General features: G+C 65.6%; 20 protein-coding genes and 1 tRNA gene. 13 read left to right on the top strand and 8 right to left on the bottom strand.

Annotated elements, in window-relative coordinates; genetic code table 11:
• Positions 1-14: 14 nt before the first annotated feature.
• The 3 genes from cpaB to ACRB8A_RS13330 all read right to left on the bottom strand — a co-directional run bounded on the left by cpaB (position 15) and on the right by ACRB8A_RS13330 (position 1,903).
• Positions 15-752, bottom strand: coding sequence for a Flp pilus assembly protein CpaB (gene cpaB, locus ACRB8A_RS13340; protein WP_082178304.1), 738 nt, complete (start codon positions 750-752; stop codon positions 15-17).
• Positions 753-896: 144 nt separating this feature from the next.
• Complete coding sequence (locus ACRB8A_RS13335) at positions 897-1,166, bottom strand: FmdB family zinc ribbon protein (protein WP_432244853.1); 270 nt, start codon at positions 1,164-1,166, stop codon at positions 897-899.
• A 116-nt stretch (positions 1,167-1,282) separates the two neighbouring features.
• Positions 1,283-1,903, bottom strand: coding sequence for a 5-formyltetrahydrofolate cyclo-ligase (locus ACRB8A_RS13330; RefSeq protein ID WP_432244852.1), 621 nt, complete (start codon positions 1,901-1,903; stop codon positions 1,283-1,285).
• Between the two features lie 110 nt (positions 1,904-2,013).
• Here ACRB8A_RS13330 and galU point away from each other — a divergent pair, with 110 nt between their 5' ends.
• The 6 genes from galU (at position 2,014) to ACRB8A_RS13300 (ending at position 9,119) form a co-directional block, all read left to right on the top strand.
• Positions 2,014-2,919: a UTP--glucose-1-phosphate uridylyltransferase GalU gene (galU, locus tag ACRB8A_RS13325; protein ID WP_050685816.1), complete on the top strand. Its 906-nt coding sequence runs from the start codon at positions 2,014-2,016 to the stop codon at positions 2,917-2,919.
• Positions 2,920-2,924: 5 nt separating this feature from the next.
• Complete coding sequence (locus tag ACRB8A_RS13320; RefSeq protein WP_432244851.1) at positions 2,925-3,545, top strand: GNAT family N-acetyltransferase; 621 nt, start codon at positions 2,925-2,927, stop codon at positions 3,543-3,545.
• A gap of 81 nt (positions 3,546-3,626) precedes the next feature.
• The gene (locus ACRB8A_RS13315) at positions 3,627-4,538 is read left to right on the top strand and encodes a hypothetical protein (protein ID WP_432244850.1); all 912 of its coding nucleotides are present in this window, start codon (positions 3,627-3,629) and stop codon (positions 4,536-4,538) included.
• Between the two features lie 121 nt (positions 4,539-4,659).
• A tRNA-Ala gene (locus tag ACRB8A_RS13310) sits at positions 4,660-4,732 on the top strand.
• 338 nt (positions 4,733-5,070) lie between these two features.
• Positions 5,071-7,797 (top strand): hypothetical protein, encoded by a 2,727-nt coding sequence (locus ACRB8A_RS13305; protein WP_432244849.1) that lies wholly within the window; start codon positions 5,071-5,073, stop codon positions 7,795-7,797.
• 17 nt (positions 7,798-7,814) lie between these two features.
• On the top strand, positions 7,815-9,119 hold the full coding sequence (locus ACRB8A_RS13300; RefSeq protein ID WP_432244848.1) for a hypothetical protein: 1,305 nt from the start codon (positions 7,815-7,817) through the stop codon (positions 9,117-9,119).
• A 55-nt stretch (positions 9,120-9,174) separates the two neighbouring features.
• On the opposite strand, the gene corA is transcribed toward ACRB8A_RS13300, so the two are convergent.
• The gene (gene corA, locus ACRB8A_RS13295) at positions 9,175-10,170 is read right to left on the bottom strand and encodes a magnesium/cobalt transporter CorA (RefSeq protein ID WP_050685824.1); all 996 of its coding nucleotides are present in this window, start codon (positions 10,168-10,170) and stop codon (positions 9,175-9,177) included.
• A gap of 120 nt (positions 10,171-10,290) precedes the next feature.
• Entirely contained in the window at positions 10,291-10,770 is a 480-nt protein-coding gene (locus tag ACRB8A_RS13290; protein WP_235504654.1) for an Lrp/AsnC family transcriptional regulator, read from the bottom strand.
• A 166-nt stretch (positions 10,771-10,936) separates the two neighbouring features.
• Between ACRB8A_RS13290 and ACRB8A_RS13285 the strand changes: the two genes are divergently transcribed.
• Positions 10,937-12,178 (top strand): MFS transporter, encoded by a 1,242-nt coding sequence (locus tag ACRB8A_RS13285; protein WP_432244847.1) that lies wholly within the window; start codon positions 10,937-10,939, stop codon positions 12,176-12,178.
• 8 nt (positions 12,179-12,186) lie between these two features.
• Here the strand turns inward: ACRB8A_RS13285 and ACRB8A_RS13280 are convergent, their stop codons facing one another.
• Both ACRB8A_RS13280 and ACRB8A_RS13275 read right to left on the bottom strand, forming a co-directional pair.
• Positions 12,187-12,690, bottom strand: a complete 504-nt coding sequence (locus ACRB8A_RS13280) for an Lrp/AsnC family transcriptional regulator (protein WP_056597055.1) — start codon at positions 12,688-12,690, stop codon at positions 12,187-12,189.
• A 114-nt stretch (positions 12,691-12,804) separates the two neighbouring features.
• Positions 12,805-14,052: an MFS transporter gene (locus ACRB8A_RS13275; protein WP_432244846.1), complete on the bottom strand. Its 1,248-nt coding sequence runs from the start codon at positions 14,050-14,052 to the stop codon at positions 12,805-12,807.
• Between the two features lie 120 nt (positions 14,053-14,172).
• Here ACRB8A_RS13275 and ACRB8A_RS13270 point away from each other — a divergent pair, with 120 nt between their 5' ends.
• Complete coding sequence (locus ACRB8A_RS13270) at positions 14,173-15,165, top strand: LysR substrate-binding domain-containing protein (protein ID WP_050685833.1); 993 nt, start codon at positions 14,173-14,175, stop codon at positions 15,163-15,165.
• A gap of 54 nt (positions 15,166-15,219) precedes the next feature.
• Positions 15,220-16,170 carry an N-acetylglucosamine kinase gene (locus ACRB8A_RS13265; protein ID WP_432244845.1) on the top strand — a complete coding sequence of 317 codons (951 nt, stop codon included), beginning with the start codon at positions 15,220-15,222 and terminating at the stop codon, positions 16,168-16,170.
• 9 nt (positions 16,171-16,179) lie between these two features.
• Here the strand turns inward: ACRB8A_RS13265 and ACRB8A_RS13260 are convergent, their stop codons facing one another.
• The gene (locus tag ACRB8A_RS13260; RefSeq protein WP_432244844.1) at positions 16,180-17,202 is read right to left on the bottom strand and encodes a pirin family protein; all 1,023 of its coding nucleotides are present in this window, start codon (positions 17,200-17,202) and stop codon (positions 16,180-16,182) included.
• Between the two features lie 246 nt (positions 17,203-17,448).
• Between ACRB8A_RS13260 and ACRB8A_RS13255 the strand changes: the two genes are divergently transcribed.
• From ACRB8A_RS13255 to ACRB8A_RS13240, 4 genes are read left to right on the top strand one after another with little or no spacing between them, the layout of a single operon-like run.
• The gene (locus ACRB8A_RS13255) at positions 17,449-18,549 is read left to right on the top strand and encodes an ABC transporter ATP-binding protein (RefSeq protein WP_050685837.1); all 1,101 of its coding nucleotides are present in this window, start codon (positions 17,449-17,451) and stop codon (positions 18,547-18,549) included.
• On the top strand, positions 18,549-19,319 hold the full coding sequence (locus tag ACRB8A_RS13250) for an ABC transporter permease (protein WP_285240687.1): 771 nt from the start codon (positions 18,549-18,551) through the stop codon (positions 19,317-19,319). The genes ACRB8A_RS13255 and ACRB8A_RS13250 overlap by 1 nt, the downstream gene beginning before the upstream one ends.
• The gene (locus ACRB8A_RS13245; RefSeq protein WP_050685840.1) at positions 19,316-20,062 is read left to right on the top strand and encodes an ABC transporter permease; all 747 of its coding nucleotides are present in this window, start codon (positions 19,316-19,318) and stop codon (positions 20,060-20,062) included. The genes ACRB8A_RS13250 and ACRB8A_RS13245 overlap by 4 nt, the downstream gene beginning before the upstream one ends.
• Positions 20,059-21,012 (top strand): ABC transporter substrate-binding protein, encoded by a 954-nt coding sequence (locus tag ACRB8A_RS13240; protein WP_050685842.1) that lies wholly within the window; start codon positions 20,059-20,061, stop codon positions 21,010-21,012. Before ACRB8A_RS13245 ends, ACRB8A_RS13240 begins: the two co-directional genes overlap by 4 nt.
• The last annotated feature ends 148 nt before the right edge of the window (positions 21,013-21,160 follow it).

Below are 21,160 nucleotides of genomic sequence, written 5' to 3'. Positions count from 1 at the left end.
ACGGCCGGCCCGCCCTAAGGCGGGCCAACAAGGACAAAAAACAGCCGGCCCCGCGTGGACGCCCCGGCCAGGCGCTCGGCTTGGCTGCTGTCGGCAGCAACCACCAGCAGGCCCTCGGTCTCAGCCGTGCCAAGCCACTGGCCGTCCTGGGCGCCCTTGCCGGAGGTCCACAGGACCGGGACTCCCTTGGCAAGGACTTCTGAGGGTGCCAGGGGTTCGAAGCCGTCCGAGGGCGTGAGCACCACGTTCACCAGTTGGCCCGGCGCCACCAGCTGGATCGAGGACGGATCGGCCATCCGGAGCGGCACGGCCGCCGAACCGGGAGTTGTCCCGGCCAGGAGGCCCGGACCCACCAGCAGCGTGTCCGCCAGCGGTTGGCCCTTGCGCACTGGGGCTGCCAGTTGCATGCCCGCCACCTGGCCGGGGTCCTGCAGGAAACCGGAAGCGAGCAGGCCGGGAGGCACCCGCAGCTCAGCGAGGTCCGACGCCTGCAGCGCCGTCCCCGCCGGAAGGTCACGTGCCGCAGCCAGGACCCCGGCCAACGCGGGCGGGGCGGGAGTGAGCTGGTGGACAGTGATGGCCGCGGCGGCGCACAGGAGCAGGGCAACGGCCAGCCTACGGTTGCGTCCCAGCCAGGCACCAAAACGCCGGGTGGCTTTTGACCCGTTGCTCCAGCCGCCGCGGCCTGAACTGCCGTGGACACGTTGTCCAGGAATGTTGCCGCGACGCTGGCGGTAGGGGGAAGCGGGCATGCTTCACCGTAGGCGCGACGAAACCCCGCATGACACAGGGGCAGCTGCTATGTGGACAAAGCCGGGTCAAGCACAGGTGCGCACCGGCACAAAGCCGGGACCGCCGTCGTACCCCCTGCTCAGGCGGGTGGACCCGGCGGGGTGCTAGCTGGCTTTGGCGGCCGCAGCCGGGGCGGCTGCAGGTGCGGCAGCAGCAGCGGGGGCCGAAGGCGCAGGCGAGACGGTGCTTCCCTTGGCGTCACGGGAATCCGTGCGGTAGAACCCGGAGCCCTTGAAGACCACACCAACGCTGTTGAACTTCTTGCGCAGGTTTCCCCCGCACTCGGGGCACGTGGTCAGGGTGCTGTCGGTGAACGACTGCACGATGTCGAAGACGTGGCCGCAGTCCTTGCAGGCATAGGCATAGGTTGGCACTGGTGCTCCTCCTCTTGGGCAAAGGGAAGGTCCCGTGCTGCCGATTGGTGTTCCATTAGCAGTCGCAGGGCCTGAGTGCCAATTCTAGCATTCCAGCCGACGGCCTCCGTGCTGGGTCAATCCTGGCGGGAGAGGCGCTGGAAGCCGGACGGGGTCAGGACTGCGGGGACCGGCCTGTCGAAGGATTCTGCAGGAATGCTTCCGGCGGGGAGGATCTCGTCGTCGAAAACCACTGCTGTGCGGGGGATGTGGCGGTCTGCTGCCGCCAGGTGGCACTGGAACACGTCGTAATATCCGCCGCCCTGGCCCAGGCGGTTCCCGTCGCGGTCCACAGCGGTGGCCGGCAGGAACAGCAGGGCAGCCTGCCCTGCAACCGTTGTCGGGTGCCTTGGGCCTGTGGGCTCCAGCAGGGGAGCAAACTTGCTTCGTTCGAACTGCACCCCCGGCCGCCAGTCCACCCAGCTCAGCTCGCGTTCGGCTTCGCACACGGGGAGCAGCACGCGGTGGCCAGCTGCATGGAGGGCCTGGATCAAGGGCAAGGTGGGCGGCTCCGTCCCCACGCTGAGATAGGCGCAAACGGTTTCCCGACGGCCGCCGAGGACGGCGTCGGCCCAGTCCAGGCCGTGCAGGGCGAGGCCGGCTCCGGCAGCTGCGAGTGCCTCGGCGCTGCGGGTGGAGCGCCGTCGCCGGTGCTCAGTCCGGAGGTTCTCCTTCGCCGTGGCGTTTTCATCGCTCATGGTGACATCCTTGGAAGCCGGTGTCGGCGGGCCGGGCCGCGATGTTTCCGCGGTGCAGGCAACGCCTGTGCTGATTACTGAATGGTTGACGCTGAGGTTAGATTAGTCCCGTGACTACCAGTAACCCCAGAGTGCGCAAAGCCGTTATCCCCGCCGCCGGGCTGGGGACCAGGTTCCTTCCCGCCACGAAGGCCATGCCCAAGGAAATGCTTCCTGTGGTGGACAAGCCTGCCATCCAGTATGTGGTGGAGGAAGCCGTACACGTGGGGCTGCACGACATCCTTATGATTACGGGGCGCAACAAGCGCGCCCTGGAAGACCACTTTGACCGCGTGCCGGCCCTGGAATCAACCCTGGCCGAAAAAGGGGATACCCGGAAACTCGCCTCGATCCAGGCGGCCAGCAACCTGGGGGACATCCACTACGTCCGCCAGGGTGACCCCAACGGGCTGGGCCACGCCGTCCTGCGCGCCAGGCAGCACGTGGGCAACGAACCTTTCGCCGTGCTCCTGGGCGATGACCTCATCGATGCCCGCGACGAACTCCTTGCCACCATGATTGACGTCCAGGCCAAAACCGGCGGGTCCGTCGTCGCACTCATTGAAGTTGAACCGTCGCAGATCAGTGCCTATGGCTGCGCCGACATCGAGGCGGTTGCAGGAGAGGACTACGTCCGCGTCAACCGGCTTGTGGAGAAGCCCAGCGTGGAGGAAGCGCCGTCAAACCTGGCCGTCATTGGCCGCTACGTGCTGCACCCCGCTGTGTTCGGCGTCCTGGAAAAGACGGGACCGGGCCGTGGCGGTGAAATCCAGCTGACGGATGCGCTGCAGGAACTGGCCACAGTTGAAGGCGAGGGACACGGTGTTTACGGCGTGGTGTTCCGCGGCCGCCGCTATGACACCGGCGACAAGCTGAGCTACCTGAAAGCCTGCATCCAGCTCGCCATTGACAGTGAAGACCTTGGCTCCGGCCTGCGCGACTGGCTGCCGGGCTTCACTGCCGGGCTGTCCAAGTAGCACCCATGCGGCTGGGCCCCATCTGGCCGGTAACGCTGGAGTGCGACGACCTGGTCCTTCGTCCCATCCGGTACCGGGACAAGAAGGAATGGACTGCCGTCAGGGGGCGCAACAGCGAATGGCTGGCCCCGTGGGAGGCGTCCAACCCCGCACCCGGTGGGGGGTTGCCTGACTACCGCCAGATGGTGCGGTCCCTGAACTCGCAGGCGGCGGCGGCAACGGCTTTGCCGTTTGTGATCGCTGAGCGCAGCGTGCCCGGCGGCCCCGCGGCCATCGTGGGCCAGTTGACGGTGTCTTCGATTGTGTGGGGTTCAGCCATGATGGCCACGTTGGGGTACTGGGTTGACCAGGACCGGGCGGGGCGGGGGATCGCACCGACAGCGGTGGCGCTGGCCACCGACCATTGCTTCCGCACCCTGGGGCTGCACCGGATGGAGATCAATATCCGGCCCGAAAACGGACCCAGCCTGCGGGTGGTGGAGAAGCTGGGATTCCGTGACGAAGGCTACCGGCCCCGCTACCTCCACATCAACGGTGAATGGGCTGATCACCGCACGTTTGCGCTTACATCAGAAGAGGTCCCTGAGGGGTTGCTGCACCGGTGGCTGACGACCCGTACGTCATAAATCCAGTGATTTGCCAGCCGGACCACGACACACCGCGGCCAATGCGGCGGCAGCCGCCGTGATGCTCATACGGTTTTGAGTGTGGACTTCCCCCTTAGCAGCTCAGTGATCCTTGTGGTTGCCGTTGTGCTCTGGATTGTATGGGTTGCCCCTTATGTCCTTCGGAACCGGCGCAGCCAGTTCCTGCCCGCCGGCGAGATGCCGGTGGACACCCCCCACGAGGAGCTGCCTGACCCCACTGCGGGCCTGGCTCTGAACGTTGCCGCCCGGCAGGAGAAAGCAATGGATACCAGGAAGAGCGCCGGCCCCGGAGCAGGCGCGCCGCCCACCGGCCAGTTCCGGATCCGCTACGGCCGCACAGCTTTGGCGCTGGGTGGCCTGCTGGCGCTGCTGACCGCTTTTGTCTCCGGCGTTCTGCTGCCTTTCGGAGTTGGGTCGCCGGCCTTGCCCCTGTCCTGCCTTGCCTTGACCGTCCTGGCCGCGGTGGTCCTGCGCCGGTTGGCGCTTCGGGACCGGGCTGCCAGGGTTGAGGCCGCCTTCCGCGACGCCATGGGCCCGGCTCCGCATCGCGCTGAACCTGCCAGCCGCCCCGCCACGCCCGACGCCGGCCCGGCGCCCCGGGAGGACCCCCCTTTTGACGCGGAAGCCGACAGCGGGGCCACCAAGCCGCTGACGGCTGCGGAACTCCGCGAAGCTGCCCTCGCCGTCGCTGTAGCCGCCGGAGATGCCAGCGCCATCATCGCCCCTGCAGGGCCAGCCAACACCCCGTGGGAGCCCGTGGAGGTTCCCAAGCCCGTCTACGTCGAGGCTGCCAAGGCGGAACGCCCGGCTCCCGCACCGCTGGAACTTCCCGAAGCGCCCAAGGCAGCCGGCAAGCCGTCCCTCCGCCAGGGTGCGGAAGCCCAGGCGTCCGCCGCTGACGCCGCGCAGCCGGCGAAGGCACAGGGCGCCCTGGGCAATCTCGACGACGTCCTGCAGCGCCGCCGCGCCTAGCAGTTCCGCGGTGCGCCGGGATTCCCGTGGCCGACCGGTGCGCCGGTTTGGCATTCGGCCGGGAAAATTTATAGCCTAGGGTCACCGGTTCCGCAGCGGCAGTTGGATTGCGGCAACATCCGGGGCTATAGCTCAGTTGGTAGAGCGCTTCGTTCGCATCGAAGAGGTCAGGAGTTCGAATCTCCTTAGCTCCACAATCAAGGCCCTCTGACCTGCGGAAACGTTGGGTTGGGGGCCTTTCCTTTTGCCCATGGTGATCCGATGCCGGGGCAATCCCGCTCGGGCATCCCGCCCTTGGTACAAAAGATACCGGGAACGCCCAGCAGCTCTGGCCCGCGTGGCCATCCCTGGATTGTACGTTCCCCCTGCCACTCCCATTTGGGCGTTTACAATCCAATACCGGCGTGCCACGATATGGATGTTGTGCGCTTCGCGGGTCAGTCATCCTTCGCAGAATGTGACAGGGAACAGATCAGTACAATCACCTCCTCCGAGGCATCTCCGGTACTCGGCCCCTCGCGAGGAATTCCTCATGTTTGATCTGTTCAAAGACCTTGATACCTACAAAGGGATCCCGCCGTATGCCAGCGAACATTACGGTGTCTATCAACCTCTGCTGGGCTGGGAATCACGGCTGACCAAAAAATGGATTCAGCGCGGTGGAATCATCGTCGATCCGCATATCAAGAAGATCCTTGATGCCCGGTTCAAACCCGGTCCGGAACTCGTGCAGAATGATCATCCCTTGGAATTTCTGGCGTTTCCCCTTCAGCCTGGCTCCGGAATATCGCCCTATTCCGTTATCTTGACCAAGACACTCAACAGCGAGCTACTGGTTGTCCTGAGGGATGCCGTCCAGGGTTTTGTGGAACAGCATGAAGGCCGTCTGCCGCAGGGTGCAGAATGGAATGCGCTGATAGAAATTAACAATTTCATGGACCCCGAGGCAGGGCCGCTGCGGAGGGTTAACGATATCCATCGTTCCCGCCTGAACCAACAGATGATGGCCCAGGCCCAAGGGGGCCAGATCGCCGGCGAGGTGCTTGCGGCCACTAAGCAAGCACACCTGGCCCTCATGCAGTACGAGTCCCAGATCGCCGTCTTCCTCCTTGCCCAGGCCGAGGCCCAGCAGGGGGCAGATCCCAACGAGCTCGCCAAGCTCTTTTCTGTCACTACCGCCGCGCCGGCCACTGACATCCTCCGACCGACGGACCCTTTGGCGAGCATAGACCCCCGCGCTTCCGGCGGGACGCTCTCGCCTGTGGGGTTTGTGCACTTGTTCCGCCAATACTTTTTCGATTTGGGAACCTTTCTGGGCGAAAGTGTCGAACATGTTTGGCTTGCACCGGGAACAACAATCGAGCTCATCGAGGTGAGCACCCGAAAGTCTGTCGTGGAGCATCAGGAGGAAAGTGCGTCAGAGTCCACCACCACTTCTGAAGAGAGCAGCGCGGTTAAGGATGAACTCAGTGACGCGGTGAAAGCCGAGAACAGCAGCAGTACCAAGCTTGGTGTCTCGACCACGAACACTGTGAATTTCGGCGTGTACCAGGGTACTGCTTCGGCAAATTACGGCGTGGAGAGCAGCCGGAAAGAGGCCCGCGAGGCAACTCACAAGCAAAACCGGGAGCAGTCGGAAAAGCTTTCTTCACAGATCAAGCGGAGCTTCAAGTCCATCTTCAAGACCGTGACAGAGTCGACGGATGTGCGCAGCCGACGGTACCTGCTGCAAAATACGTCGAACAAGCTGGTCAACTACGAGCTGCGGCGCAAAATGCGCCGCGTTGGCGTCCAGCTTCAGGACATGGGAAACCAGCTGTGCTGGCAGGTGTTCATCGACGATGCCGGAGTGTCCTTGGGACTGTCTGAACTGGTGCATTTTGCTGAATCCCCGGACTTGGCGAACCTCAAGGACCCCGAGTTTGGCCCGCCCCCGGCCAACATTGCCAAGAAAATCACGGTGCCGATTCCTTTCACCCCCATCCTGAACTACAGCAACTGGCATGCAAACTACGAGTTCGCGTATCTGGAGAGGGGCAACACGCCATATAAGGACAAGTTCCTTGGCACCGTAAAGGGCGACGATGATGACGATGACAGCCAGGTCATCATGGGGCCCTTCACGTTCAAGATTGACCCTCCGCAAAGTGACTATGTCCTGACCGACGACATCAGGATCATTGGGCCGCAAGGCAACAAACAGGCCGTGGTGAGGACGAAGACCAAAAACGCGGATGGCTCGTTCACCCTGGTGCTGCAGTTCATCAACTTCAACAAGGAAAATGTCCTCAACCTCGACGTGGAGCTGGTGTTCGCCCCACAGGCTGCCGCACTCACCGAATACGAGGCAAACAAGAAGAAGATCCAGGAAAAGTACGACGTCGAGAGGCAGCGTCTGCTGAAAAAGAGTTTCCTGGAGAGCGTCAGGCAACGCATCAAGGACGCAAGCAGCATCAGGTCCAGGCCCTCATGGGACCTGAGAGAAGAAGAACGCACGGTTATCTACCGTGAACTGCTCCAGCGCCTGATGCTCGACTCCTGGGACATAGCCTCCAAGAATCAGAAGGATACGGACAATCTTCGCCTCAGCCACGTCCGCTCGGAGGTCATCCGGGCCATCTTCGACGTGGACGGAATGCTCTACTTTGTAGCACCTGAATGGTGGATGCCGCGGCGGCACCGAAGCCAGCTCAATTTGCAGGTGCAGGTGGGAGACCCCTCAATCGAACTGACCGATAACGACGTCGTTAAATGGGATGACGTCGAAAAACGCCCGGACAATTACCGAATTACCGAAGACTCCGCTCCCGCACGGTTCGGCAGTTCACTCGGGTGGCTGCTCCAGTTGGACGGTGACAACCTCCGCAACGCTTTCCTTAATGCGCCCTGGGTGAAGGCTGTCATCCCGATCCGGCCCGGGAGGGAGGGGGCCGCGCTCAATTGGCTTAGAAGCATCGAGGGCCACGAGAACGACGGGTGGAACACGCCCTATATCGGCACGGCTGAAGAGGATGCCGAGTTCAGCGGCAAGACCGTCGGTGAAGTACTGGAGATCATTGCCGGGCGAATGGAAAAGGAGAACGGCAAGATCGTCAACGTACTCGAAGCAGACAAGGTCTTTGAAAAGGGGTTCGACCCGCTGGCATCGGGCTTCGACGCAGGGTTGCCCGCCAACAAGGTCTTCAGCCAGTGGATATCGATTCTTCCCACGGACCAAATCGTGGCCTCCGAGTATGAGCCAAAAGACCTCACCCTTTAGCCCTGGGGGAAACAGCTATGGAACTGAGGGACATCACCCGGGAAACCTCATTGCTGAAGTCCTACAAATCAACATACGTCGACAACCAGAATCACGAACTCCTCAGGATCTACCGGGACAAAGGCCGCCAGTTTCCGGTACTGACCGAGCGGGTCTTCACACAATCAGGAGCCTCGCCGGAGGAGTTGATCGACTACAAGCTCCAGCGCAACATGGATGATGCCGATGCCGGACGGATTTTCGTCCTCGAGCGCACCGACAACCCGACCGATCAGCTGAAGACGAGGCTTTTCTTCGTCTGGCTCTCCCCAGCACTGGTCGGGCAGTTCAAGGTTGGCACCTCCAGCGCCCCCAAGGTGAAAGCGAGCGTTGTTTTTCATCCGCGGGCGGGCCTGGAAAAGTACCCGACGTACTGGAGAGGAGGACTGGAGCCGCTCCAGGTACCCAACTTCCTTGAGCTCGGAATAAGGTACCTGTGCAAGGAAAAGAATGTCGTGGCCCAGCATTTCTGCTCAACCCCCAAGACCCGCCAGCCCGGCGTCCCGCGCACCGACAGCCTCAAGAGTTCCCTGGCCGTGATGGTCGTGGTGCCAGTCTCCAGCGCCAATGCTTTCGCCAGCCTGGGCGACCCCCGGGAATTCGAAGATGCGCTCCGGCACATCGCCAAACGATGCTTTGAGGCCGTCACCACGCAGTTGATCCCGGCGGCTGCGGTCACGCTCGAGCGGGTGGCCGTCTCCGGATACAGCCGGAGCGGGGCAGTCCTCCGCACCCTCCTGGACAATGCCCGGGCGAACGAGCCGTTCATGCGGAACGTCGTGAAGGAGTTTTATGCCTTCGACGTGATGCTTAACGAGAACAATCCCCAGGGCATTGTGATCAAAACGAAAAAACAGGGGTACGACGAGTTCTGGTCAAGACTCAAGACCTGGCAGGGGGAGGACTCCGACAAGATGATCCGGCTCTACAGCTCAGAGCCTGCAACGGTTGGAGCGATCTATGGCGAACTGCAAACCCGGCTCAAGAACTACGGCGGGGGATATCAAAGCGCCGTCGGTTTCAGCTCCTTCAACGGCAAGGCGCGGCGGAATGGTTCCGGAAAATACGCCGGACTCAGCGACGGCTACGAGATCTACTCCACCGACAACTCACGATCCCTCGCCGTTATGCCCTCAGGAAACGCCCTTGTCTACCTCTCCAGCGAGAACCTCGTTAATCCAGAAGGCTTTGCCCCTGGCGGTACCTACGAGCCCGGGCTGGAGGGGCACAGCTGGTTCGTGTCGCGGCTTCTGTCGCATGCCCTGTTCCACAGCGGCTTCTAGCGGTGCCCGTCCGCGACTCCTGGATAATCGCCGAAGACACCGGCACAACCAGTGCCTAAAGCCAGCCCTTCTTTTTGAAGATTCCATACATTGCACCCGCGATGGCCACCATCAGCGCAAGCGCCAGCGGGTAGCCAAGGTCCCAGTGAAGTTCCGGCATCGTGTCGAAGTTCATCCCGTAGATTCCGGCCACAAACGACGGTGCAAACAGGATGGCAGCCCACGAGGAGATCTTTTTGACCTGCTCGTTCTGCTCCGCGCTGGCCTCGTTCTGCCGGTTCGCGGTCAGCGTGCCGTCCAGGGTCAGGGCGTTCTGCAGGAGGTCCCGGAAGGAATCGGCCCGGGAAATGACCCGCTCCACATGGTCCTCCACATCGCGCAGGCTGTGCTGGAGTTCGGTTTCCACACCGTACTTCGCAAACCCCCGCTTGAGCTGGAACATCATGTCCGGCAGCGGGTGGATGGCCCGCTGGAACTGGATCACTTCGCGGGCCAGCTCGTAGATACGCCGCGACACGGTTGAGTCGCCGCTGAAGAGCTGGTCCTCAATCTCGTCGATGTCGTTTTCCAGGCCAGCCACCACCGGGGCATAGTCATCCACCACGCGGTCCAGCAGGGCGTACAGCACAGCTTCGGGCCCGTGCTTGAGGAGGTCAGGCCGCGCCTCAAGCCGTTGCCGGACCCTGGCCACGCCTGCCATCTCCGCATGCCGGACCGTCACCACAAAGTTCTTGCCGGTGAAGATGTGCAGTTCACCGAATTCAACGGTTTCGGTTTCATCCACGTACCGGGCGGGCCGGAGCACCGTGAACAGGTTGTCGTCGTAGCGTTCCAGCTTGGGCCGCTGATGTGCGGACACGGCATCCTCGACGGCGAGCCCGTGCAGGCCGAACTCCGCTGCAACGGCGGACATTTCCTCCCGCGTAGGCCGGTACAGGCCGATCCAGGCCATCCCGCCGTAATGGGCCAAGGTCTCAAACGTCTGCTCCAGGCTTTCCGGCTCCGCATGCCTGACACCGTCAACGTAGACGGCGTTGTCGATGATGGTCACGGGCGGGTGGTCCTGACCCCTGGAAGCCGGCAACGCGAGGGGTGATAAAAAAGGCAGTCCATGTCCGAAGCCTAACCGTCCTGCCGCCGTCGGACGCCCCTGACACTGCCGCAACGGCCGTCAGCCACCGGCCGCCTTGGACAGGCCGCTGATCAGGGGCTCGGTCCGGTAGGGGATATGCGTGTGCAGGGCCAGGACGGTTTCCGTCCGGATCACGCCCCTGATCCGGAGCACCTGCCGCAGCGCGGCCTGCAGGTTGTGCGTATCGGTGGCGACCACTCGGCACCACACATCGCCCCGGCCCGAAATCTCGTGCACTTCGAGGACCTGGGCGATGGTCCGGAGGCCGGCCACCACACCATCCAGTTCCCGGTGCGAAACTTCGATGGTCACGAAGGCAACGACGTCGTAGCCCACCGCCTCCAGGTCCACTTCCCGCCCGCTGTGGCTCAGGACGCCCGAGCGGATCAGCCGCTTGACCCGGGTCTGCGCGGTGTTGCGTGCCACCCCCAGGGAGTCGCCGAGTTCGCCGACCTGGATCCGGGGATCGCGGATCAGCGCCAGGAGGATTTTGAGATCAGTAGGGTCCAGATTGTTCAAGTGGTCACTTTCCATCATCTTGGCTGGCCAATATTGACTGTTTTGCGCAATTCTGCCACGAATATCCGTTCAATAGGGCAGTAATGCCACAATGTAGGGCTATCGGATATCCACCCCGCGCGGCCTCCCACAAGGACCAGTCCCGCGGTTGAACCAAGGCGGCACCATGACGGTCTTCAGTGAACTTCGCATGCGCCCTGCCCCGGCCGCTGCGGCCAGGGGCTGGGACGCTTCCACCACAGCACGCCTGGCCATGGCCGGCGCGGTCATTTTTGTGCTCCTGGTGGGTGCCAACCTTGCCACCCCCCTGTATCCGCTGTTGCAGGCTGAGCTGGGGCTGTCCACCCTGGACGTCACGGCCGCGTTTGCCAGCTACGTCCTGGCCCTGGTGGCAACCCTGATGCTGGCCGGCCATTGGTCCGACCACATTGGCCGCCGCGCCGCGCTGATCCTCGCCGTCCTGGCAGGACTCGCCGGCGGCTGGGTCTTTGCGCAGGCCGGCACCCTTGCTGCGCTGTGCGCAGGACGGGCCCTGCAGGGAATGGCCGTGGCCCTGGCCACGGGCGCCAGCTCGGCCGCACTGCGCGAACTGCTGCCCTCCCGCCCCGAATGGGCCTCCCGCTTCACCCTGCTCGCCTCCGCAGGGGGAGTGGCGGCGGGGCCCGTCATTGGCGGCCTGCTCTCGCTGCTGCCGGACCCAACCGCCATGCCGTATTACGTTCATTCCGCGGTGCTCGCCGCGCTGCTGGTGCCGCTGTTCCTCCTGCAGGCCCGCCCCGCCATCAGCCAGCCGCCGGTCTCCCGGCCGTTGCAGGTCCTGGCGCCACGACGGCCTTCCGTGTCCCGCGAGGCGCGCGGGGCCTTCTGGCTGGCATCCGGCGTCGGATTTCTCAGCTTCGCCGTCTTCGGGTTCTGCCTGTCCCTGGCCCCGGGATACTTTGCGCAGGTCCTGGGCACGGATTCCCGGCCGTTGATCGGTGTCCTCGCAGGGCTCACCCTCGGCGCCTCGGCGCTCAGCCAGCTGCTCGCCATCCGTGGCCGGTTTGTCGTCCCCGCAGGTCTGGCGATCCTGGGGACAGCCATCCTGTTGCTGGGCGCGGCCGGAGCCTGGCACAACCCGCTGCTGCTGGTGGCGGCTTCCCTGGCTGCCGGCGTGGGCCAGGGCGTGGCGTTCCGCACGGTCTTCAACGACGTGGCGTCCCGGGTTGAACCGGCCCGGCACGCCCAGATTGTCAGCACCGTGTACGTGATCACCTACCTGGGCAGCGCCGTCCCGGTCCTGGGACTTGGCTGGGCCACCGGCGTTTTCGGGCTCGCGGCGTCCGTCAGTACCTTCGTGGCCGTGTGCGGCACGGCGGCACTGCTCCTGGCGGCCCTGACGCTCCGGCAGGTCCTGCGGCGGAGCTAAGCCCGCCGCTACGCAGGCAGGGGCCCGTGGTTACCCTGGATGTGCTCAAACACCAGGGTGGTCTCGGTGTGGCCCACCACCGGATCCGTGGCCAGGTTGTCCAGCACCCAGTCCCGGAGGTCTTCGGTGGTGGCCACGGCAATGTGCAGCAGGTAGTCCACCGACCCTGACGTGTGGAACGTGGACAGCACGGCCGGCAGGTGCGGTACCCGCGCGGTGAAGCGGTCGATCTGGTCCCGGTCGTGGGCCCGCAGCCGCACGGCCACCAGCGCCTGCACGGACCGGCCGATCGCGGACAGGCTCAACTTCGCCTCGTAGCCCTGGACAATGCCCCGCTCGGAGAGCGCCCGGGTCCGCATCAGCGCTGTGGACGGGGCGATGCCCACCAGTTCCGCCAGTTGCTTGTTGGAGATCCGGGCGTCTGCCACCAGCGCGGCCAAGAGCCGCTCATCGATGGCGTCGAGGGGCTCCTGGTGCTGGACCGGCCTGGCATTCCTGGGGTTCGTACTCACTGCAGTTCCTTCCAACGTCCTGCATTCATCCTAGACCGCTGATTTGTCGCCAACAGGTGCCGCAGCCGGTGCGCCGCCGAACATCTGCAACGAAAGGCCGGGATGCGGCGCGGGTTAATTCGTTGCGACCAGTGGCTCGCGGGGATGGACGACGACGACAGTCGCCGCGGTGAGGACCGCAAGGGCCATCACGGCCCCCGCGAGGGCGGACCAGCCGAAGGACTGGAACAGCAGGCCCCCGGCCCACCCCAGCACGCTGGACCCGAGGTAGTACGCCAGGTTGTACAGTGACGCCGCCTGGGCCCTTCCTGTGCTGGCGATGGCTCCGGTCCAGCCGGCGCCGATGCTGTGCGCGGCAAAAAAGCCGCCGGTGAACACCACCAGTCCGGCCAGGATCACGGGCAGGGACGGGGTGAGGGTCAGGGCCAGGCCAGCCACGGCAAGGGCCAGGCCCGCCAGCAGGATGGTCCGGCGGCCAAACCGCAACGTCAGGCCTGCGGCCCAGCGGGACGTGAACGTCCCGGACAGGTAGGCCAGGAAGATCAGGCTGATAACGGTGGCCGGCAAGCCGAACGGTGCCCCGGAGAGCCGGAACCCCAGATAGTTGTAGACAGCCACGAAGCCGCCCATCATCAGGAAGGCCTGCACGTAGAGTGCCAGGAGCCGGATGTTCCGCAGATGCCTGGCCAGTGTCGCCACGGCGCCGCGAAGCCCTGACGCCTGCGCGGCCACGAAGCCTTGCGCCCTGGGGACCAGGAGCAGGAAGGCGACGGCGGCCAGCGTGGCCAGGATCGAAACTGAGAGGGCCGCCGCGCGCCAGCCCCACAGTTCCCCGGCGGGTCCGGCCACCAGCCTGCCGGCCAACCCGCCCAGCGTGGTGCCGGCAACGTAGCTGCCCGCTGCGACGGCAGCATGCGCCCGGGTGACTTCCTCGTTGAGGTAGGCGATGGCAATGGCCGGGATGCCCCCCAGTGCCATGCCCTCCAGGAGCCGCAGGCCAAGGAGCATGCCGAAGCTGCTGGCCAGCGGCACCAGCAGGCCCAGGACCGTGGCGATGGAGATGCCCCAGGTCATGGCCTTCACCCGGCCGATCCGGTCGGCCAGGAACGACCATGGGATCACCGTAACGGCCAGGCCCACGGTGGCCAGGGAGATCGTGAGGGCGGCCTCCGCGGCAGTGATCTTCAGGTCGGCTGCCAGCAGCGGCAGGACGGCCTGGGTGGAGTACAGCTGGGCGAAGGTGGCCACGCCGGCGAAGGAGAGGCCGGCGAGGATCCGCGTGTATGCCGCCGAACCTTTCGGGTGGCCATTCCACCGGAGCGGTTCCGGCTCGCTGCCGGGGAAGGGGTCGGGGCTGGACATTCCGTAAGCGTAGCCCCGGCCGTTATATCGCTCCAATGCATGCTTTGTGTCAAAATAATCGCAAATACGGATGAATTATCCGGGGCGCCCGGGTCCCGGCAGGAAAGGCCCGGCAGCAACGTGGAACCCGAACTCAAGCACCTGGTCCAGCTCCTCCCACTGTTGCCGGTCCTGGCGGAACTGGGACGGACGGGGCACATCACGGCCACGGCCGAGATCCTCGGCGTCCCGCAGTCCACGGTGAGCCGGGCCGTGGCCCGGGCCAGTGCCGTGGTTGGCGCTGAGCTGGTGGTCCGGGACGGCAGGGGAGTGCGCCTGACCCCCGCAGCGCAGACCCTGTTGCCGTACATCGACCAGGCGCTGTCCGGCTTCCAGGCGGGACTTGACCTGGTGCGCACCGAATCCGACGTGGCCCGCGGAAAAATCGCCGTCTCCTTCCAGCACACCTTCGGCGAAGCTGCCCTGCCACTGCTGATCAGTGCCTTCCGAAGCAGCCATCCCGCCGCAGTCTTCACCCTCAGCCAGGGGGCCCGCAGTGCCTGCCTGGAGGAACTGGCCGCCGGCCAGTCGGACCTGGCCCTGACGGCCCCGGTGGCACCTGCCGGCATGAACCTGGACTCCATCCCCCTGTACCGCGAGCCGCTCCGTTTGGTGGTCCACCACAGCCACCGGCTGGCCGGCCGGCGCAGTGCCGGCGTTGCCGAGGTCCGCACCGACCCGTTTGTTGCACTCGGGCCCGGTTATGGCCTGCGTTCGCTCACCGACGCCCTGTTCAAGGAGGCAGGGTGCCGGCCCCGGATCGCTTTCGAAAGCCAGGATTCCCATACCGTCCGGGGCCTGGTGGCGGCAGGGCTGGGGGTCAGTATCCTGCCGCCCGGTGGCGACGCCCCGGGCCGGGAACTGAGGGCAGCAACAGGAAACCTGGGCTGGGTTGAAGTGCCGCTGACGTCCCGGCTCGCATTCCGGGAGGTGGGTGTGAGCTGGCGTCGCGGGAAGCCTGGGTCCGAGCCCGTCTCCGTGCGGCTCTTCCGGGAGATGGTGCTCAGCCGGGGGCAGGAACTGCTGGCCGGGCTGGCCGGCGGTTACGCATTACCGGAGCCGCCGGGAACATGACGCCGCCGCCGCCAGCCGCATGCCCGGCAGTCCTGCTGCCAGTAACCTTGTGGCGTGACTTACACCGAAAAAACCCCCGTCCCGCCAGCTGCCCCCACCGAAAGCCACACCCCCGGTGCCCTGAACGGCATCATCATCGGGCTGGACATCGGCGGCACCAAGACCCACGGCATCCGGTTCGAAGACGGCGTCCCGGTGGCTGACGAATCCGCGGGCAGCTCCAACGTGCAGAATGTCAGCCGGGAAGACGCGGCCCGGAACCTCGCTGAACTCTTCGCGAAAATCGGCGGCGGCCCGGTAGCAACGGTGTACGCAGGCTCCGGCGGGATCGACACCGAAGACGACGCCGCGGCGCTCGCCGCCCTGATCGCGCCGCACGTGCCGGGGGCCCGGGTCACGGTGGTCCACGACTCGCGGCTGCTGCTTGCCGCCGGCCACGCCAGCACCGGTGTGGCGGTCATTGCCGGGACCGGCTCGGCTGCCTGGGGCAGGAACGCCGACGGCGGCGAGGCCCGGGCCGGCGGCTGGGGTTACCTTTTGGGCGATGAAGGCAGCGGGTACTGGCTGGGCCGCGAGGCCGTCAGGTACAGCCTGACGCAGATGAACAAGGGACTTGCCCCGGATTCCCTCACCACAGCCCTCCTCGCCGGCTGCGGCGTGGCGGACCCCAACCGCCTGATTGCCCTGTTCCACGACCCGGCCACCGGCCGCCGGTTCTGGGCCCAGCAGGCACGCCACGTTGTCGCCGCCGCAGCCACAGGCCATGCCCCCAGCCAGGCCCTGCTGGAACAGGCCGGAGCGGACCTGGCCGCACTGGCGCTGCAGGTACTCCGCCAGCTCGGGCTTGAAGGGCCCGTCATCCTCGGCGGCGGGCTGGGCATGAATGTGCCGGCCCTGCAGGAGGCATTCCGCGGCCATTTAGCGGCTGCGGGCGTCACCGAGGTTCGCGTCCTGGACCAGGAACCCGTGTTCGGGGTACTGGACCTGGTGGCCGGGCCAGCCTGACGGGGAACTTCAGCCCTGGATGGAACGGCGCCGGGGCGTCAGGCGGACGCCGGGCAGCGGCGGCGCCGGAATCCGTCCGGACTCGGCCCCCGCGTCCGGACCATGGCCGGGGACCAGCCCGTACCGGGCCGCTGCATTCTCGGAATCCGTCAGCGCCGCCTGGGCTTCCCACTCGTCGCGGGCCTGCTCCACTTCGTCGTGGGTGCGGCCCACAAAGTTCCACCACATCAGCAGTTCCTCGCCGAAAGGTTCGCCGCCGATCAGGAGGAACCGGGTGCCGGGAAGTGCCGTGAGGTGCAGGTCGGAACGGCCGGCGCCCAGGTAGCCCAGCGGTCCCGGCGGGATGTCCTGCCCGTCCACCGTCAGGCCGCCGTCGAGCACCAGGATGCCGTGCTCGAATCCCGGATCCAGGGGCAGGACTGATGCCCCCTCGCAGACCACGTCGGCGCCCACGATCGGCGAAAACATCGTTGCGGGCGAGGCCACGCCGGCCAGCTCGCCCACGAACACGGTTGCGGTGTAGCCGGGTGCCAAGGCCTGCGGCAGGTTGCGGTGCTGTTCGAAAGCCGGGGCGCGGTGCCGCTCGGCGTCCGGCAGCGCCACCCAGAGCTGAAGCCCCCGCTGCAGCGGCAACTCCCCACCGCCGTCGGGAACGACGGCGAACTCCGAGTGGGATACCCCGTGGCCTGCCGTCATGATGTTCAATTCCCCGGGCCGGACCACCACGTCGCTGCCCACGCTGTCCCGGTGCCGGATGGTCCCGGCCAGCGGCCAGGTCACGGTCTGCAGGCCGATATGGGGGTGGGGGAGCACGGACATCGCCGTCCGATCCGGCCCGAAACTGTCCAGGAAGCACCAGGCGCCAATGGTGGGCAGTCCCCGCTGCGGCAGCGTCCGGCGGACGTTCATGGCCCGCACCCCGCCCAGCGGAACTTCCCGCTCGGGCCACAGCTGCAGGCAGGGCCCCGGGCCCTCCCCGCTGGGTGCCGGCGGACAGACTTCCTGCTGCGGGGATACTTCCAGATTCGTCACCCTCCCACTTTAGGCCGCGCCGGCCGGGCGGCCCAGCGGCCCCTTGGGCGGCCCGGAATTCCTGGCCTCCGGTCCACCCATCCGGCAGGATTCAGGTTCCGAATGGTTACAGAAGGATTCCTTTTGCCCCAATCCGATCCTTGGCGGGTGTTCACGGCCAAGGATTGGGTTACCGTAACTATCAGTGTGCTGATGACCATGTCCCGGCACCACGGATGCCGTCAACAGAACAGGTAAGTCCGCACCATGGACCAGGCAATGATCGAGTTCAAGAGCGTCACCAAGCAGTACCAGGGCGGGCAGGCGGCCGTGGCGGGACTGACCATGGCAGTAGCCAAGGGGTCCATCACCGTTTTTGTCGGTCCGTCCGGCTGCGGCAAAACAACGTCCCTGCGCATGATCAACCGGATGGTGGAACCCACGTCCGGTGTCATCACCGTTGATGGCAGGGATGTGACGTCCGTGCCCGCTGCCGAACTCCGCCGCTCCATGGGCTACGTGATGCAGTCCGCGGGGCTGCTGCCGCACCGTTCGGTGCTGGACAACATCGCCACCGTGCCGCGCCTTAACGGGGTATCCAAGGCCGCCGCGCGGAAACGCGCCGAGGAACTGCTGGACGTGGTGGGCCTGGCCCGGCCCCTGGCCAAGCGGTACCCTTCACAGCTTTCCGGCGGCCAGCAGCAGCGCGTTGGCGTGGCGCGTGCGCTGGCCGCAGACCCGCCGGTGCTGCTGATGGATGAGCCCTTCAGCGCCGTGGATCCTGTGGTCCGTGACGAACTCCAGCAGGAACTGCTGCGGCTGCAGAAGGACCTGGCTAAAACCATTGTGTTTGTCACCCACGACATTGACGAAGCCACCATCCTGGGCGACCAGGTCGCGGTGTTTGCGGTAGGCGGAAAACTCGCCCAGTACGCCACCCCGGAAGAGATCCTGCGGGCCCCCGCCAACGATTTTGTTGCCTCGTTTGTTGGCCGGGACCGTGGCTTCCGCCACCTTGGCTTCACCCCGTCCGACGGCGTCAGCATCCACCCGGTGCCCACCATCATCCGCGAAGGGGACAGCCACCGGTCGGACCCGGCCGCCACCGGAGGCTGGCAACTCGTAGTGGACTCGGGAATGCGTCCGTTGGGCTGGGCCATTCCCGGCACGGACACCGCACTTATTCCGGGCGGTTCACTGTTCCGCCCGGGCGACAGCCTCCGCCGTGCACTTGATGCCGCGCTTTCGTCCCCGTCGGGCCTGGGCGTCGCCGTGGACCAGGAAGGCCAGGTCCAGGGTGTGGTCCGGGGCGGCGAAGTCCTGGCCCTCATCGAGGAAGCACGCCAGCTGCGGCAGGCTGCGCTCTGATGGAATGGTTCCTGGCCAACAGCGGCATGGTGCTGGAACGGGCCGGCCAGCACCTGGTCCTGGCCCTCATCCCCATGCTTGCGGGGCTGGTCATCGCGATCCCGCTGGCCCAGCTGGCGCGGCAGAACCGGGCCCTCCGCTCGGTGGTCCTCACCGCATCGTCCCTGCTCTACACGGTGCCGTCCCTGGCGCTCTTCATCATCCTGCCCACAATCCTGGGCACCCGGATCCTTGATCCGCTCAACGTTGTGGTGGCGCTGACGGTCTACGCGGTGGCGCTGCTGGTCCGCGCTGCCCTGGACGCCTTCGACTCCGTGGACGACGGCGTCAGCCAGGCTGCCGTGGCCATGGGCTACAAGCCGTTGGCCCGTTTCCTCCAGGTGGACCTGCCGCTGTCCCTTCCTGTGATGTTCGCCGGCCTTCGCGTGGTTTCGGTCAGCAACATTTCGCTGGTCAGCGTGGCGGCCCTCCTGGGCATCGGAAACCTTGGCATGCTCTTCACGTCCGGACTGCAACGGGACTTCATCACGGAAATCGTGGTGGGCATCGTGGCCATCCTTATCCTTGCCCTGTTGATGGATGCCCTCCTGGTGGTGCTGGAACGAGTTATGACGCCGTGGGTGCGGGCCGGCAACCAGCGCGGCGGACAGGAACCTGCCCCGGAACACAACACCTCGAACGACTCCGACGGCGGGATCCCGGCTGCGGCCGGAACAGCCGGGGCCGCCCGGCGGCTGGCGCAGCCGAAGACCGGAGGGGGGAACGCATGAGCAACGTCTTTGCCGACACATTCGCCTGGCTCACCGACCCGCTGCACTGGACCGGCAGCGCAGGCATCCCCACCCGGCTGGTGGAACACCTCCAGTACACGGGGCTGGTCATGCTGATCGCCACCGCGATCGCCGTCCCCATCGGCCTGTACGTTGGCCACACCGGCCGCGGCAGGGTGGCGGTGGTGGCCATCGCCGGTGCATTGCGCGCGCTGCCCACGCTGGGACTGCTGACCCTCTTTGTCCTCCTGGCCGGCATCGGCCTGATGCCGCCGGTCTGGGCCCTGGTCATCCTCACCGTGCCCCCGCTCCTGGCCGGCACCTACGCAGGGATCTCCAGCGTTGACCGGAATGTTGTGGACGCGGCACGCGCCATGGGGATGACGGAGCTCCAGGTGCTGTTCCGCGCCGAACTCCCCAACGCCCTCACCGTTATGTTCGGTGGCTTCCGGACCGGCGTCCTCCAGGTCATCGCCACAGTGTCCGTGGTTGCCTACATCAACCTCGGCGGCCTCGGCCGGTACCTTTTCGACGGCCTTGTCCTCAGCGACTTCCCGCAGATGCTGGGCGGTTCGCTCCTGATCGCGGTGCTGGCCATCGCCGTCGACCTTGTCCTGTCCCTGATCCAGAGGCTGTTCCTGACCCCAGGCGCCTCAAAGCAGTCCCCCCACAGCCAGCCGGCTGCGGTCGATCTCACAGAACCCGCCCCCGCGGAGCCTGTGGTACTAGGAGGAAAATCATGAATGAAAGCCGTTCACGCCTCGGCAGGCGGGCGTTCAGCGGCCTGGCCGCCGGCGTCGGCCTGGCCATGGCACTGTCAGCCTGTGGCTCGTCCGATCCGCTCAGCAACGCACCGGCCACCGGTGGTTCCTCGGACGGGAACACTGCCCTGGTGGTCGGTTCCGCCGACTTCCCGGAAAGCCAGATCATCGCCGAGCTGTACGCCGGTGCCCTGACGGCCGCAGGCATCACCGCCACCACGAAGCCAAACATCGGCTCCCGCGAGGTTTACTTCAAAGCGGTCCAGGACGGCTCGGTGGACATCGTTCCGGACTACACCGGCAACCTGCTCCTGCACGTGGACAAAGCAGCCGCGGAGGTTTCCGCGGAAGACATCCTCGGGGCGCTCCCGGACAAGCTCCCGGATGGCCTGGCAGTCGGGGACGCCTCCAAGGCTGAGGACAAGGACGCGCTGGTGGTCACGAAAGCCACGGCCGAGAAGTACCAGCTCAAGTCCATCGAGGACCTGGCCAAGGTGTGCAGCGAAATTGTGGTGGGTGCCCCCGCCACGTTCGCGGAGCGCGCCTACGGCCTGCCCGGCCTGAAGAAGAACTACAACTGCGAGCCCAAGAAGCTGGAACCGTTCAGCGACGGCGGCGGACCCGTGACGTTGAAGGCACTGCTGGATGACCAGGTCCAGGTTGCCGACATCTACACCACCACGCCGTCCATTGCCGATAACGACCTGGTGGTCCTGGAGGACCCGAAGGACAACTTCATCGCCCAGCAGGTCATCCCGCTCTTCAACGAAGCCAAGATGACCGACAAGGCAAAAGAAGCCCTGAAATCCGTCTCCAGTGTCCTCACCACCGAGGACCTGATCAACCTCAACCGTGCAGTCAGCGGCAGCCAGAAGCAGGCAGCCAAGGACGCGGCCGAGGGCTGGCTGAAGGACAAGGGCATCCTCAAGTAAGGATGCAGCGGCCGGGTGCCGGGGGAGTTGATCCCCGCCCTGGCAGGCCTGAACGCACGACGGCGGCTGCCGGACCTGGTCCGGCAGCCGCCGCTTTTGTGTGGGCGAGGTCTCAACGGGAAAACATCCTGCCTGTGGCATATTTGAG

This window comes from Arthrobacter sp. G.S.26, from assembly GCF_050847375.1.
GTDB lineage: Bacteria > Actinomycetota > Actinomycetes > Actinomycetales > Micrococcaceae > Arthrobacter.
This window is presented reverse-complemented; position numbering and strand designations above follow the sequence as displayed.